Source organism: Allobosea sp. P1_A7, from assembly GCF_056406775.1.
The window spans coordinates 17,667-31,693 of record NZ_JBFTZN010000036.1 but is presented as its reverse complement, the minus strand read 5'-3'; the positions used below and the strand labels follow the sequence as shown (position 1 = coordinate 31,693).

General features: G+C 65.9%; 13 protein-coding genes and 1 pseudogene. 1 reads left to right on the top strand and 13 read right to left on the bottom strand.

Annotation, left to right across the window (positions count from 1 at the left end; genetic code table 11):
• Positions 1-129 (top strand): annotated as a pseudogene (locus AC1D34_RS09030) (IS5/IS1182 family transposase); the annotation flags it as partial.
• A gap of 274 nt (positions 130-403) precedes the next feature.
• Here the strand turns inward: AC1D34_RS09030 and AC1D34_RS09025 are convergent.
• From AC1D34_RS09025 to ehuR, 13 genes are all read right to left on the bottom strand, one after another.
• Entirely contained in the window at positions 404-850 is a 447-nt protein-coding gene (locus AC1D34_RS09025) for an RES family NAD+ phosphorylase (RefSeq protein WP_441508087.1), read from the bottom strand.
• 1 nt (position 851) lies between these two features.
• On the bottom strand, positions 852-1,280 hold the full coding sequence (gene parS / locus AC1D34_RS09020; protein WP_441480474.1) for a type II RES/Xre toxin-antitoxin system antitoxin: 429 nt from the start codon (positions 1,278-1,280) through the stop codon (positions 852-854).
• 639 nt (positions 1,281-1,919) lie between these two features.
• Positions 1,920-3,302, bottom strand: a complete 1,383-nt coding sequence (locus AC1D34_RS09015; RefSeq protein WP_476824047.1) for an aminotransferase — start codon at positions 3,300-3,302, stop codon at positions 1,920-1,922.
• 35 nt (positions 3,303-3,337) lie between these two features.
• The gene (locus tag AC1D34_RS09010; protein ID WP_476824048.1) at positions 3,338-4,846 is read right to left on the bottom strand and encodes an NAD-dependent succinate-semialdehyde dehydrogenase; all 1,509 of its coding nucleotides are present in this window, start codon (positions 4,844-4,846) and stop codon (positions 3,338-3,340) included.
• A gap of 135 nt (positions 4,847-4,981) precedes the next feature.
• Positions 4,982-5,761: an ectoine/hydroxyectoine ABC transporter ATP-binding protein EhuA gene (gene ehuA, locus AC1D34_RS09005; RefSeq protein ID WP_441480476.1), complete on the bottom strand. Its 780-nt coding sequence runs from the start codon at positions 5,759-5,761 to the stop codon at positions 4,982-4,984.
• On the bottom strand, positions 5,758-6,450 hold the full coding sequence (ehuD, locus tag AC1D34_RS09000) for an ectoine/hydroxyectoine ABC transporter permease subunit EhuD (RefSeq protein ID WP_441508089.1): 693 nt from the start codon (positions 6,448-6,450) through the stop codon (positions 5,758-5,760). Before ehuD ends, ehuA begins: the two co-directional genes overlap by 4 nt.
• A 10-nt stretch (positions 6,451-6,460) precedes the next feature.
• Positions 6,461-7,126, bottom strand: coding sequence for an ectoine/hydroxyectoine ABC transporter permease subunit EhuC (gene ehuC / locus AC1D34_RS08995; protein WP_441480478.1), 666 nt, complete (start codon positions 7,124-7,126; stop codon positions 6,461-6,463).
• Between the two features lie 79 nt (positions 7,127-7,205).
• Positions 7,206-8,057 (bottom strand): ectoine/hydroxyectoine ABC transporter substrate-binding protein EhuB, encoded by an 852-nt coding sequence (gene ehuB, locus AC1D34_RS08990; RefSeq protein WP_476824046.1) that lies wholly within the window; start codon positions 8,055-8,057, stop codon positions 7,206-7,208.
• A gap of 105 nt (positions 8,058-8,162) precedes the next feature.
• A complete protein-coding gene (gene doeB, locus AC1D34_RS08985) occupies positions 8,163-9,176 on the bottom strand; it encodes a N(2)-acetyl-L-2,4-diaminobutanoate deacetylase DoeB (RefSeq protein ID WP_441508090.1) in 1,014 nt (337 codons plus the stop codon).
• 4 nt (positions 9,177-9,180) lie between these two features.
• The gene (gene doeA, locus AC1D34_RS08980) at positions 9,181-10,359 is read right to left on the bottom strand and encodes an ectoine hydrolase DoeA (protein ID WP_476824045.1); all 1,179 of its coding nucleotides are present in this window, start codon (positions 10,357-10,359) and stop codon (positions 9,181-9,183) included.
• Positions 10,356-11,369: an ectoine utilization protein EutC gene (gene eutC / locus AC1D34_RS08975; protein WP_441508092.1), complete on the bottom strand. Its 1,014-nt coding sequence runs from the start codon at positions 11,367-11,369 to the stop codon at positions 10,356-10,358. Before eutC ends, doeA begins: the two co-directional genes overlap by 4 nt.
• Entirely contained in the window at positions 11,366-12,394 is a 1,029-nt protein-coding gene (gene eutB, locus AC1D34_RS08970; RefSeq protein ID WP_441508093.1) for a hydroxyectoine utilization dehydratase EutB, read from the bottom strand. The genes eutC and eutB overlap by 4 nt, the downstream gene beginning before the upstream one ends.
• A 134-nt stretch (positions 12,395-12,528) precedes the next feature.
• Entirely contained in the window at positions 12,529-13,983 is a 1,455-nt protein-coding gene (gene ehuR / locus AC1D34_RS08965) for a MocR-like ectoine utilization transcription factor EhuR (RefSeq protein ID WP_441508094.1), read from the bottom strand.
• Positions 13,984-14,027: the final 44 nt, after the last annotated feature.

The window sequence follows — 14,027 nt, the reverse complement described above, 5'->3', positions numbered from 1 at the left end:
TGGCTCGGACGCTGCCGCCGCCTCGCAAAGGACTGGGAGAAATCCATCGAAAGCGCGACCGCCTTCGCTCATATCGCCAGCATCCGCATGCTCACACGCCGCATCGCAAGACATTGCAAACCCGCGTGAACTTTTGAATCCGGCTCTGAGGAGTCCCGACGAGCGGCGCCGACGACGGGGAGGGCGACGCGGAACGTGACGGCGTCACCAATGATCGRGGCGTGACGGGCGGAATTGAGCCAGCATGATGAGCCGAGCCAGCGAAGAGGCCTTTCATCGATGAGTTCAACCAGGCGCGCGGGGTCGGCCGATGAGTCTTTCAATGAGATGAAGAAGTGGATCGAGCAGCCCGTGCCTCAACCAGCCAGATGGGTGATCTGTCCCGCCGATCGGCAGGTTCTCCTCACGGAGGCATGTATGTGAGGGGGAGCCAGAGCCGCCTGTCGAAATCAAATGGTTTTGTGCTTTGGATGCTRATGCTCGCGGCTCCGGGGTGCGCCGGGTTGATCAGCAAGTTGAAGCTGTTTGGCACCACAAAGGATGGAACCTTAAGGATCGGGGTTTCCATTGTGGCGAGCCAGCGGTCACCGACAGTTGCCGGTGCTTCAATTGGGTCCAAAATCTCTTTGATTACAGCTGAGCCTGACTCGATTTCCATGAGGACGTAATCGTCTGGGATCAGGTCAGGCTCGAGGTCGAGATGTACTCTTACCTCAAGAATCGCGAGTGCCGGGTTTTCGGCCGTATACAGCAGGGGGCGTCCGGGAGTGTTCCACCGTCCGCCGTAGATCCGAGCCCCCTCGCCGTTCAAATCGGCGAACGGTAAACGGCAAACACGCCAGACTTTCATATCAGGCGGCGATGCCGTGGCCGATGCGGCCGAGCAGCGCCTCGACCTGGTCTGCTCCCTCCGACGTGTCGAGGAGGTCGATGGGTTTTTCGCCGCTGAGTGCGGTTGTTGGTCGGCGCAGCCACTTGGCTGCCTTCTGCTGAGATCCGAACGTTTCCTCAGCTTCGGCAAGGACGCGCGCAGCCCGGATCAGGCGGTCAGATTGTTCGGATGTCAGGGTGCCAATCTTGCGCCGGTGGCTGAGGGTTTTGCGAGGAATGACAACCAGGTCAATTTCGGCGAGGGACATGCGGCCGCTGCTGATGACGTACTCCACAGTCTGGACCGGGAAGCCTCGCCGAACTGCGCTAATGAGATCGCGGCTGCTATTGATGGGGGCGCCGATTAGGTCGCGCCCACCAACGACTTCGAGTGCGGTAACTGTGGTCATGGCCGATCTCCCTGGCGATATGCCTTAGATATAGGGGCATATCGCCATAGCTACAAGTGGCACGGTCGCCAAGCCGCCGGATCAGGGTCGCGCCCTCGGCGTTCTCGTCGATGCCCAGCATCGCCTTCCCCTCGCGGCCCGGTTCGGCTCGGGCGACCCAAGACGATGAGGCCACCCAGGCAGAGCACGGGCCCGGTACAAGCCAGCTTTCTCAGGAACGCGCCGCAGCCCGCGCGCCGTGGTCTCGCCCTCCCGATCCTCGGAGGTGCGGCGAAAATCCAGCTCCTGCGTGTCCGTCGCCAGTGCGTCGACAACCGGCTCGCGCCAGCAACATCCGTTCGCCACCTGTGGTCAGCTCCATGCATGTCACGCTGGAGATCCTGCGCGCAAGCGCGCTTCATGGCCGGGGAGGGGGCCGCCCGTTGATCCTCGAACGCCGGGAACAGGCGCTGATCGGTGACGGGCGGAGCGGACAAGGCACTGCTGACCAGCGCCAGCGGGTCAGCCCGTTTTGCACACAACCTTGGTCGCAACCGACCGCCGTTTCACGGGCAATCAATGTCCGCTCCCGGGCGAGGGCCCAACGTCCCTAACTGGCGCAACAGCGCCAACGCGACTAGGTTCATGGGATCATTGGCGCTAAAGCACTGCCGCCACGGCGCGCCGGGTCGCGTCGACGATCTGGTCGACCTCCTGCCTTGTGAGGCATAGCGGTGGTGCGAAGCCCAGGATATCGCCTTGCGGCATGGCGCGGGCGATGACGCCCTGTTCCAGCAGGGCGGCGGCAATGCGCGGGCCGACCTTTTCAGAGGTAGCGAAGAAGACGCGGTCATCCCTGTCGCGGACGAACTCGACCGCCGCCAGCAGGCCCTCGCCACGGACCTCGCCGACATGGCGATGGCCGCCAAGGGCATCCTGCAGCGTCGCATTGAAATAGGCGCCGACTTCGCCGGCATTGCGCACGAGATCGAGTTCGTCGACCAGTTCGAGATTGGCGACGCCCGCAGCAGTGCAAAGCGGGTGCGAGGAATAGGTCCAGCCATGGCCGATCGGGCCGTATTCATCCGAGCCCTGCTCCAGCACCCCCCAAAGCTTCTCCGAGACGATGACGCCCGAGAGCGGCGCATAGGCCGAGGTCAGCCCTTTGGCGATGGTGATGAGGTCGGGCTCGATGCCGTAATGGTCCGAGCCGAACATGCTGCCCAGTCGCCCGAAGCCGGTGACGACCTCGTCCGCGATCAGCAGGACATCGTGCTTCTTCAGCACCGCCTGGATCTTCGCCCAGTAGCCGGCGGGCGGCGGCACGATGCCACCCGTGCCGAGCACCGGCTCGCCGATGAAGGCGGCGATCGTCTCCGGTCCCTCGGCCTGGATCAGCTCCTCGAGCTTGTCGGCGCAATGCTGCGAGAACTGCTCCTCGCTGAGGCTGCGGTCCTCGCGGTGGTAGTAATACGGCGCTTCGGTGTGGAGGATGGGGGCCCTGGGCAGGTCRAAGAGAGTGTGGAAGGCGGCAAGGCCGGTGAGGCTCCCGGTCATCACGCCCGAGCCGTGATAGCCGCGCCAGCGCGATATTATCTTCTTCTTCTCCGGCCGCTTCAGGACGTTGTTATAGTACCAGACCAGCTTGAGATTGGTCTCGTTGGCGTCCGAGCCAGACAGCCCGAAGAAAACGCGGCTCATGCCCTTGGGCGCGCGCTCGATCACCATCTTGGCGAGCTTGATCGAGGGCTCGGAGCCGTGGCCGACATACGCATGGTAATAGGGCAGCTTCGCCGCCTGCTCGGCGATCGCATCGGTGATCGACTTTCGGCCATAGCCGACATTGACGCAGTAGAGGCCGGCGAACGCGTCGAGGCTCGTTTTGCCCTCGCGGTCGACGATGTAGACGCCCTCGCCACCGGTAATGATGCGGTTCGGGGCCTCACCACGGGCATGCTGGCCCATATGGGTCGAGGGATGGAAGACGTGGTCGCGGTCCCAGGCGTCCAGTTCATTGCTGGTGCGGGCGTGATGGTCGAGCATCGCAGGAATCCTTCGTGGAAACGGCAAGCGGCGCCTCAGTTCAGATCGAGGCAGACATATTTGAGGTCGGTGAAGGCCTCGAGGCCGTGGCGCGAGCCTTCGCGACCAAGGCCGGATTGCTTCATCCCGCCGAAGGGGATCGGCGCGCCGGTGATCTTGACCCGATTGACCGCCACCATCCCGTATTCGAGCGCCCTGGCCATGCGCGCGGCCCGCGCACCGTCACGCGTCACGAGATAGGCGACGAGGCCGTATTCCGTGTCGTTGGCACGGGCGATGACCTCGTCCTCGCTACCGAACGGGGCGATGGCCGCCACTGGGGCAAAGGTCTCCTCGCGCATGATCAGCGCCTCGTCGGGCACGTCGGCGAGGGCGGTCGGTGCCAGGAAGAGCGGGCCCGGCATGGCGCGCTCCGGCGTCAGCCGCCGCGCGCCGCGCGCCAAAGCGTCGGCGATCTGGGCTTCGGCTTTGCGTTTGGCAGCCGCGTGCATCAGCGGGCCTATCTCGACCTCGCGCTCCAGGCCGGACCCGACCCRCAGCGCCGAGACCTTGTCGGCAAAGGCAGCGCAGAAGCGCTCGTAGAGACCACGCTGCACATAGATCCGGTTGGCGGCGAGGCAGTCCTGGCCGGACGTCGCGAACTTGGCATCGATGGCGAGCGCAACAGCCCGGTCGAGATCGGCATCGTCGAAGACGATCAGCGGCGCATGGCCGCCGAGCTCCATGACCACGCGCTTGACGGTTGCCGCGGCGTTGCGGGCGACGACCCGGCCGATCTCGGTCGAGCCGGTGAAGCTGACGGCACGCACGCGAGCATCGGCGCAATAGGTTTCTGCGATCGGCGCGGCGTCGCCGGTAACGATGTTGAAGACGCCAGCCGGCAGCCCGGCGCGGTCGGCGAGCTTCGCCAGTGCCAGTGCCGACAGTGGCGTGTGCGACGAGGGATGAGCGACGACGGTGCAGCCGGCGGCGAGGGCTGCCGCGGCCTTGCGCGTCAGCATGGCGGACGGGAAGTTCCATGGGGTGAGCAAGGCTGCAACACCAACCGGCTCGCGCGACAGGGACATCTGCGCACCCGGCAAATGGCTGGTCACGCTCTCGACATTCACGCGCAGGGCTTCCTCCGCGTAATAGGTGATGAAGTCGGCGGCGTACGCGATCTCGCCGCGCGCTTCCGCCAGCGGCTTGCCCTGTTCAAGCGTCATTAGAAGCGCGAGATCCTCGGCAGCCGCAAACATCGCGGCATGCCAGCGCCGCAGCAGTGCTGCGCGCGCCTGCGGCAGCAGCGCTTTCCAGGTCGGGAAGGCAGCATGCGCCGCCTCGATTGCCTGCGTCGCTTCAGCCGCTCCGAGCGCTGCGACCTGCGCGACGAGGGCGCCCGTCGCGGGGTCGCTCACCGGGAAGGTCTTGCCGTCGCGAGCAGCGGTCCAGCGCCCGTCGATATAGGCGAGCTGCCGTAGCAGGCGACGATCGGCGAGGCGCGACAGTCCGGGATGCTCCGCAGGCTTGGCGATTGCAGTTTCCCGCCTTGCCGTGCTCGTCATTGCGTTCATGACCATCCTCCCTCGGTTGACGACGAGGTTAGGTGAAGGACTGGCGAGACTGTCTTCGAAGTCTCGGTTTCGCGCCGAGAAAGTCTCGGAAGTTCAGGCCGGCGCCGATAGAGTGTCGGCGCCGGCTCAGCCCAGCACCGAGGCCAGGAATTCGCGTGTGCGAGGCTGCTCGGGCGCGCTGAAGATGCGCTCCGGCTCCCCCTGTTCGCAGATGCGCCCCTTGTCGAAGAAGCAGACCCTATCGGAGACCTCGCGAGCGAAGCGCATTTCGTGAGTGACCAGCAGCATGGTGAGGTCGTGTTCGCTGGCGAGGCCGCGGATGACGGAGAGAACCTCTCCGACGAGTTGCGGGTCGAGTGCCGAGGTCGGCTCGTCGAAGAGCAGCACACGGGGACGCATGGCCAGCGCGCGGGCAATGGCGACGCGCTGCTGCTGGCCGCCGGAGAGCTGTGCAGGATAATGGTCCTTCTTGTCGGCGAGCCCGACCATGGCGAGCAGGTCGACGGCCCGGCATTCGGCCTCGCCGCGCGGCAGGCCGAGCACGCGCACTGGCGCTTCGACGACATTGCGCAGAACGGTCATATGCGGGAACAGGTTGAAGCTCTGGAAGACCATACCGACATGGCTGCGGATCTGGCGCAGATGCCCGTCCGACGCCTTGAATGGTCCGCCGGCTTTCGGCTCGTGATAGGGCATGCCTGCAAGCGTCAGCCGGCCCTCCTGGAACGGCTCCAGCGTCATCAGGATGCGCAGCACCGTCGATTTGCCCGAGCCCGACGGGCCGATCAGCGTGACCTTCTCCCCACGGGCGACGCTGAAGTTGAAGTCGTCGAGCACGGTCAATGCTCCGAAGCGCTTGGTGACGCCGGCGAACTCAATGATGGGCGCCTGAGAGGTCTCGGTCATCGCAGCGGGATCCCTGCTTTCGGCAGCGCCTTGTGCAGCCGGTGCAGGCCGGCTGAGCAGATCAGCGTGAGGAGGAGGAAGATCAGGCCGACCAGGGTCAGCGGCACCAGATATTCGAAGGTGCGCTCGCCGATCATGTTGGCGAGCCCCATCATCTCAAGCACGGTGACGACGGAGAGCACCGGCGTCTCCTTGATCATCGCGACGAGATAGTTGCCCATCGCCGGCAAGATGCGCGGCACGATCTGCGGCACGACGATGTCGCGATAGGTCTGCAGCCGGGAGAGGTTCAACGCGGTCGCCGCCTCCCATTGCCCGCGCGGCACGGCCTCGATACCGCCGCGGTAGACCTCGGAGGTATAGGCCGAATACTGCAGCCCGAGCGCGATCGCCCCGGTCAGGAAGGCCGGCAGCGTGACGCCATAGTCCGGGAGCACGTAGTAGAGGAAGAAGAGTTGCACCAAGAGCGGCGTGTCGCGCAGGAACTCGACGACGATGGCCGTCGTCCAGGACACGGCCGCAAAACGGCTGCGGCGCAGCAGCGCGAAGACAAGGCCGAGCACCAGCGCGATCGCAAAGCCTGCAGCAGCCGCCTGCAACGTCACCGTCAGCCCGATCAGGATAATCGGCAGGATCGAGGACGCGTAGGTGAGCGGCGTCGTCGTATCCCAATCGAAGCCGTACATCATGCCATCAGCCTCACGAATGGGCCGCGCGCGGGAAGGCGGCGCCGCGCCGGACCAGCCGTTCGATCAGCCGCATGATCAACATCAGCACCAGCGACATCGCGAAGTAGCCGACGAGCGTCAGGCTGTAGACGCCGGCGCTATCGAGGGTGAGGTTGCGGATCGATTGCGCCCGGAAGGTCAGGTCAGCGATCGAGATCAGCGACACCAGCGAGGATAGTTTCAGGGTCTCGATGGCGAGATTGCCGAAGGCCGGCATCATCTCGACCAGCCCCTGCGGCAAGGTGATGTGAAGAAGCGTCTGGGTGCGGCCGAAATTCAGCGCCCGCGCCGCTTCGTGCTGCTGGACGGAGACCGATTGAAGCGCGCCGCGGACGATCTCGGAGCCATAGGCGCCGACATGTAGGGAGAGCACGAGGATACCGGTGGCGACCGGCTCAAAGCTTATCCCTAAGAGCGGCAGGGCGTAGTAGAACCAGAACAGCTGGACGAACAGCGAGGTGCCGCGGAAGAGCTCGGTGTAGCAAAGGGCAATCGTCGCCAGCACGCGCCCGCCCTCGACGCGGGCGATGCCGGCCGCAAAGGCGGCGACAGCGCCGATCGCGATCGCCGACAAGGTGATCCCGGCAGTGACGAGGGCGCCGCGCGACAATGCGGGCAGATAGGACAGCCACTCCATCCAGTAGGCTCCGCGAAAGCGTTTAACAGGTGTGGAGCTCCACCCGCCATCGGGGCGGGCGGAACGATGTCAGCTAGCCTTACTTGCCGGCGCAGAGGTCCTCGACCTTGCGCTCCGCCGCAGCCTTGATGCTGGCCTCCGACAGCCCGTAAGTGCCGAGGATCTTCTTGTAATCGTCAGTCTTGCGGAACTCGACCAAGGCGGCGTTGAAGGCGTCGCGCAGCTCCTTGTCTTCGGAGCGGAATGCGAAGCCGCCGAAATTGCGGACCGGCTTGCCGTTGACCACAGGGTCGCTGAAGGGCGCGACCTGCTCGACATTGGCCTGGCCCTTGGCGAGCGAGGCGACGGTGAGTTCGGTCGCGGCATAGGCGTCGGCGCGGCTCTGTACGGTGGCGAGCGCGTCGGCATTGGCGGTGATGAAGATCACCTGTCTGTCCTTGACGCCGACGGCGCGCAGGAAGTCGATATTGTTCGCCCCGGACACGACCGCGACCTTCAGCGACGGATCCTTGGCGATATCGGCATAGGTCGTCAGTTTCTTCGGGTTGCCCTTCTTCACCAGCAAACCCTCGCCATAGGAGGAGTTCGGCTCGGTGAAGGAGACCTGCTTGCACCGCTCCGGCGAGATGTTCTGCTCGGCGGCGACGAAATCGAAGCGCTTGGCCTTGAGGCCGGGGATCAGAGTGCCGAACGGCGTGACGGACCAGTTGGCCTCCGCGACACCGAGCTTCTTCAGCACGGCATTGGCGACGTCGGGGCCGATACCGGCCGAGGTACCGTCATCCTTCATGTAGGAATAGGGCAGCTCGTTGGCGGTCGCGACGCGGATATAGCCCTGGTCCTTGACGTCCTTGAGGCTGGTGGCGCCAGCCGCGGACAGGGCGATGGCGAGAGCCATGGCGGAGATTCCGGCAATCTTCAGAAACGGCATCTGCATTCTCCTCTGGTTGATGTTTCTCCGCATGCCGATTGCTTCGGCTTCTCTGGCGTCTTCGCGCCGGCGGCTTGGCTTGGGCCGGTYGCCCGGCCGAACGGGTCAGGGTGCCTCCCGCAGCGCGGCGAGGACGCAAAGGCAGTCGCCCGCCTTGATCAGCCCGGGGATGTGACGGGCGGCGAGGATGCCATCCATGGCAGCCTGGTACTCGGCCGGGGCGAGCCCGGTTTTTCCAACGGGATGAACCCGGGCGATCACTTCGCCGGCCCGCACGGCTTCGCCGAGATCGTGCTGGAAGACGATCAGCCCGTCATCCTGCGCGAAGGTGAAGCAGTCGTCGGAGGGCATGTCGAGCCAGCGGGTCGGCGCCGTCTCGGGCGCTCCTGCGAGGATGCCGGCATGCCTKAGCAGGTTCCCGGCACCGCGCCGGGCGATGCCGATGCTGCGGGCAGTTGCCGTCCCGGCGCCGCCGAGCTCGGTCGTAACGAAGACCTTGCCCATCTCCTCGACCGTGGTGTCAAGCATGCCGACGGCGTCGATCTCCAGCATCTTCATCGAGTACGGCGCAGAGAAGGCGGCAACCGCCGCAAAGCAGCGCGCCTCCTGCGCCTTGTCCGGCAGCTCATGAGCCGCCGCATAGGGCAGGAAGTCGAGCGTCTTTCCGCCCGAATGGAAGTCGAGCACGATATCGGCGAGCGGCACGAGATGGCGCGTGACATAGTCGGCGATCTTCTCGGTGACACTGCCGTCCGGGCGGCCCGGAAAACTGCGGTTGAGATTGCCCTTGTCGATCGGCGAGGTCCGCGTCCCCGCGCGGAAGGCGGGGTAGTTCAGCGCCGGCAGGATGATGACCCGGCCCGAAATTGTCGCCGGGTCGAGCGCGCACGCCAGCTCGAACAGTGCCGCCGGGCCCTCATATTCGTCGCCATGGTTCGCGCCGGTCAAAAGCGCGGTCGGCCCCTCCCCGCTCGCAACGACGCAGATCGGGATCATCACCGAGCCCCAGGCGCTGTCATCGCGGCTATAGGGCAGACGCAGATGGCCGTGCTGAACGCCCTTCGCCGATAGATCGATCGTAGGCGTCACTGGCGAGGGACGGGGCGAGGCGATCAACATGCCCTTACCCCTTGACGAAGAGCTGGCGTGGCACGCTCGACAGGCACTCGACGCCGGTCTGCGTGATCGCGATGCTCTCCGTGATCTCGAGCCCCATGTCCTCGAGCCAGAGGCCGGTCATGAAGTGGAAGGTCATGCCGGGCTGGAGCTCGGTCCGGTCGCCGGGCCTGAGGCTCATGGTGCGCTCGCCCCAATCGGGTGGATAGGACAGACCGATCGGGTAGCCGGTGCGGTTGTCCTTGATGATGCCGTACCGCTTCAGCACCGCGAAGAATGCGTTGGCGATGTCCTCGCAGGTGTTGCCGGGTTTTGCTGTGGCGAGGCCGGCTTCCATGCCTTCGAGCGTCGCCTTCTCGGCGTCGAGGAAAGCCTGGGTTGGCTTGCCCAGGAAGACGGTGCGCGACAGTGGGCAGTGGTAACGCTTATGGGCGCCGGCGATCTCGAAGAAAGTGCCTTCGCCTGATCGCATCGGCTTGTCGTCCCAAGTCAGGTGCGGAGCTGAGGCGTCGGCGCCCGAAGGCAGCAGCGGCACGATCGCCGGATAGTCGCCGCCGAACTCGGCCGTGCCGCGGATGCCGGCATCGTAGATCTCGGCGACGAGGTCGCATTTGCGCATGCCGGGCTCGACGACCTCGACGATGCGCTGGTGCATCAGCTCGACGATGCGGCCGGCCTTGCGCATGTAGTCGAGCTCGGTCTYGCTCTTGACCGCGCGCTGCCAGTTCACCAACCCGCCGGCATCCTTGAAACGGGCGTTCGGGAGGTGCGTCCGCAGCGAGGCGAAGGCCGCCGCGGAGAAGTAGTAATTGTCCATCTCGACCGCGATCGGAAGCCTGTCCCAGCCGCGCTCGGCAATGATCTGCGCGAGCAAATCCATCGGGTGGCGCTCGGTCGATTGAACGTAGTGGTCGGGATAGCCGATGATGTTGTCGTGGGCGAGATAGGCGGTGCGCTTCGCGCCATTCGCGTCCTGCTTGCGGCCATACCAGATTGGCTCGCCCGTCGGCGGCACGAGCACGCATTGGTGGACGTAGAACGACCAGCCGTCATAGCCGGTGAGCCAATGCATGTTGGACGGGTCGGTGACAATCATCAGCTCGACGCCAGCCCGCTCCATGGCGGCGCGGGCCTTGGCGAGGCGCTCGGCATATTCCTCGCGGGTGAAATTCAGGGTCACGGTCACGCGGCGTCTCCCGCTTCGGCTCTGGTGTCGATGGTCTGCCCAACGCCGACATCGCGGGCRCGGGCGGCGGCAAGATTGGCGATCGCGGTGTCCTGCACGCCCGTGCCGGTCAGGTCCGCGAAGGTGATCTCGTCGGTACGCGACCGGCCGGGACGCTTGCCGGCGATGACCTCGCCGAGCTCGGCGAAGCTCTGGTCGCTCGTAGCCAGACCGGCGCGGATCGCAGATGCCAGCTCGCCGAGGCGCCGAGTCTGGCTGAGGCGATCGGCAACATAGGTCGCGCGGGCGAAGATGACCGGATCGATCTCGTTCTTGTGCTCGCTGTCGGAGCCCATCGCGGTGATATGCTGGCCGGGCTCGAGCCAGTCCGCCAGCAGGATCGGCTGTGGCGCCGGCGTCGTGGTGACGATGACATCGGCACCGCGCGCGACGGCCTGAGGATCAGCCACGGCGGTGACGGAAAAGCCGAGCTTCCGGGAGAGGTCCGTCGCGGCCTCACCGGCTTTGCACGGATCACGTGCCCAGATCCGCGCCTCGCGGATCGGCCGCACCAGCGCCAGCGCTTCGAGCTGGAACCGCGCCTGCATTCCGGCACCGAAGATCGCGGCGACCGCAGCATCGGGCCGAGCAAGATGACGCGCCGCGACGGCTCCGGCGGCGGCCGTCCTCACATCGGTGAGATAGCCATTGTCCAGAAGCAGCGCCTCGACGAGGCCGGTGCGGGCGCTGAACAGGATCATCAGCCCATTGAGGCTGGGCAGGCCGAGCTTGGGATTGTCGAAGAAACCGGGGCTGACCTTGATAGCGAAACCGTCGAGGCCCGGCACATAGGCCGTCTTCACGTCAACCTCGCCGCGATAGTCGGGAATGTCGAGCCGCAGGATCGGCGGCATGGCGACGGGCTTGGTGGCGAGCGCTGCGAAGGCTTCCTCGACACAAGCGACCGCGCTCGCATCGAGCCTGACGACGCGGCGCAATTCCGCCTCGGTGAGGACGAGCATACGGCTCATGCGGTGGCTCCCGAGACGATGCGCCGGTGCGCGGCTTCGTCGATATTGCGGCCGGAGACGATGAGCGCCGCCGGGCCTGGCGGGCTGACCTTGCCGGCGAGCAGGGCGGCGATGCCGACCGCCCCGGCCCCCTCGACAACCTCGCCCTCCTCGCGTGCGGCGTGACGGATGCCGGCTGCGATCTCCGCTTCGCTCAGCAGCACGACCTCGTCGATGAGATCGCGGCACAGGGCGAAGGTGACCCGATTGGCGAGGCCGATGCCGCCGCCGAGTGAATCCGCCAGCGTTTCCTCCTCGGCCATCTCGACCGGCCGGCCCGCYACGATCGCCGCGGCCATGGCGGCGCCGCGCTCCATCGAGATGCCGACGATCCTTACGGAAGGCCGCAGTGCCTTGACTGCCACCGCGACGCCGGCCGCGAGCCCGCCGCCCGAGAGCGGGACCAGTGCGCAGGCGAGCGAGGGCAGATCCTCGATCAGTTCGAGCCCGATCGTGCCCTGGCCGGCAACGACGTCAGGATCGTCGAAGGGCGGGATCGGGGTGAACCCGTGCTCGGCGACCAGACGCTCGACTTCGACCTGCGCATCGTCCTGAGAATGGCCGATAATGCGGATCTCGGCGCCGAGCGAGCGGATCGCCTCGACCTTGTTCGTCGGCACCAGCGTCGACATGCAGATCGTGGCGGCAACGCCGAGCTCCCGGGCAGCGTAGGCGACCGCGCGGCCATGATTGCCGGTGGACGCGGTCACGAGCCCGCGCCGGCGCTGATCTTCGTCCAAAGCCAGCACCGCGTTCATCGCGCCGCGAAGCTTGAAGGCGCCGATCGGCTGGCGGGTTTCGAGCTTTAGATGGACGGGCTGGCCGCACAGGCGGCTCAGGAAGGCCGAGGCGACGAGCGGCGTGCGCGCCACCCGGCCGGCGATACGCGCCGCTGCGGCTTCGATGTCGGGCAAGGCCAGGGAGGCCGGCGGAGCGGCCGGCCGATCTGCTTCGGCAGTGGCAAGATGCGGTTTGATCACCTTCATTTCCCTCTCGCTTGTCATGCTGCGAGGGAGAAAATTTCATGTCAATTATTATATTGTAATGATTCAATCATAACGGGAGCAGCCCGCACGCGGCAATGACGCGAAGAAGACCGTGCCGTTTGCGGCCGCAGCTCTCAGCCGATCGCGCCGATATCGAAGACCGGCGGAAGCTGCTCGAAAGTCTGGCGTACACTCGTCAGCGTCCGGGTCAGCAGCTCATGGCTCATCCGCCCACCAAGGCAGATGCGGATGCCGCCGCCATGGCCGACGCCGGCCACGAAGGGATCGGACGGCGTCACCGCCACGCGCCGGTCGGCGAGCGAGCGCACCAGGCTGTCTTCGGTCCAATGCGTGGGCACCTTGAGCCAGGCGCAGAGCGAGAGCGGATGGCTCGAGGCGACATGGCTCCCGAGTGTCTCCGTCACGATGTGCTGGCGCGCCTTCGCCTCCTCGCGCTGGACGGCGAGCAGCCTTTCCGCCGTACCGTCCTCGACCCAGCGCGTCGCGATCTCGGCTGGCAGATAGGTGCCGCTCCAGCTCGTCACGCGCAGGATCGAGGCAGCGCGGATCGAGTATTGCGGCGGCACGACCAGATAGCCGACGCGCAGGCCGGTCAGCACCGTCTTGGTGAAGCTGGTGAGGAAAAAACCGAGATCCGGCAGCATCGCTGTGATCGACGGGAGCGGCTCGGCTATGAGCGGCTTGTAGACCTCGTCCTCGACGACGAAGACGCCGTGGCGCTGCGCGATCTCGGCAATGGCGCGGCGGCGCTCGGGGCCAGCGACATGGCTCGTCGGATTGTTCAGCGTCGGGATGAGGACCAGCGCACGCACACCGCCAGCACGGCACGCTGCCTCGACCGCATCGGGGCGAACGCCTTCCTCATCGGTCGGCAGGCCCCTGAGGCTGAAACCGAGAACATTGGCGAGGCCGATGACGCCATGATCGGTCAGGTTCTCGGTCAGCACGAGGTCGCCGGCGCGGACCACGCAGGCGAGCGCCAGGAAGAGCGCGTGCGCGGCACCGTTCGTGATCAGGAGGCGCTCGGCTGATGTCTCCACGCCGAGCGGCCCGAGCCAAAGCCGCGCCGCTTCGCGATGGCGGTCGAGGCCCGCGATCGGCCGGCACGGCCGCATGAAGGCGCTGGTGTCGCCCTCGGCCAACGCGGCCAGCACCTGGCGCGAGGCCGCCTCATGCGCATCGAGATAAACGCCGCGCACGATCGAGAGGTCGACGATCTGCGTCGGGCTGCGGTCGAGCATCAGCCGCCCTGCCTGCTCCGTGACACGGCTCTTCACGAAGGTCCCGCGCCCGACCTCGCCGCTGAGATAGCCGAGGCGCTCGGCCTCCTTGTAGCTGAGGCTGACGGTCTGGACGGAGATGCCGAGCTCGCGGGCGAGGTCGCGATGGGTCGGCATCCGGTCCATCGGCTTCAGAACGCCGGCGCTTATGTCGGCGATGATGCGCTCGGTCAGCGCGGCATGCTTGGTCGCGCCCCTCTGCTTCGTCAGGACCGGGTGCCATTCGACGGCCTTCTCCACAACCGGAGAAAGCCTGTTGCCGGAAGGCCGCGCGGCTTGACGGAACATGGGATTGTCTCGTTCTTAAGAGGCAGAATTCATGACATTATGCA

Coding starts and splice junctions, on each gene's coding strand:
- parS (WP_441480474.1), bottom strand. CDS start 1,280: ATGACCACAGTTACCGCACTCGAAGTCGTTGGTGGGCGCGACCTAATC.
- ehuA (WP_441480476.1), bottom strand. CDS start 5,761: ATGACCGAGACCTCTCAGGCGCCCATCATTGAGTTCGCCGGCGTCACC.
- ehuD (WP_441508089.1), bottom strand. CDS start 6,450: ATGATGTACGGCTTCGATTGGGATACGACGACGCCGCTCACCTACGCG.
- ehuC (WP_441480478.1), bottom strand. CDS start 7,126: ATGGAGTGGCTGTCCTATCTGCCCGCATTGTCGCGCGGCGCCCTCGTC.
- ehuB (WP_476824046.1), bottom strand. CDS start 8,057: ATGCCGTTTCTGAAGATTGCCGGAATCTCCGCCATGGCTCTCGCCATC.
- ehuR (WP_441508094.1), bottom strand. CDS start 13,983: ATGTTCCGTCAAGCCGCGCGGCCTTCCGGCAACAGGCTTTCTCCGGTT.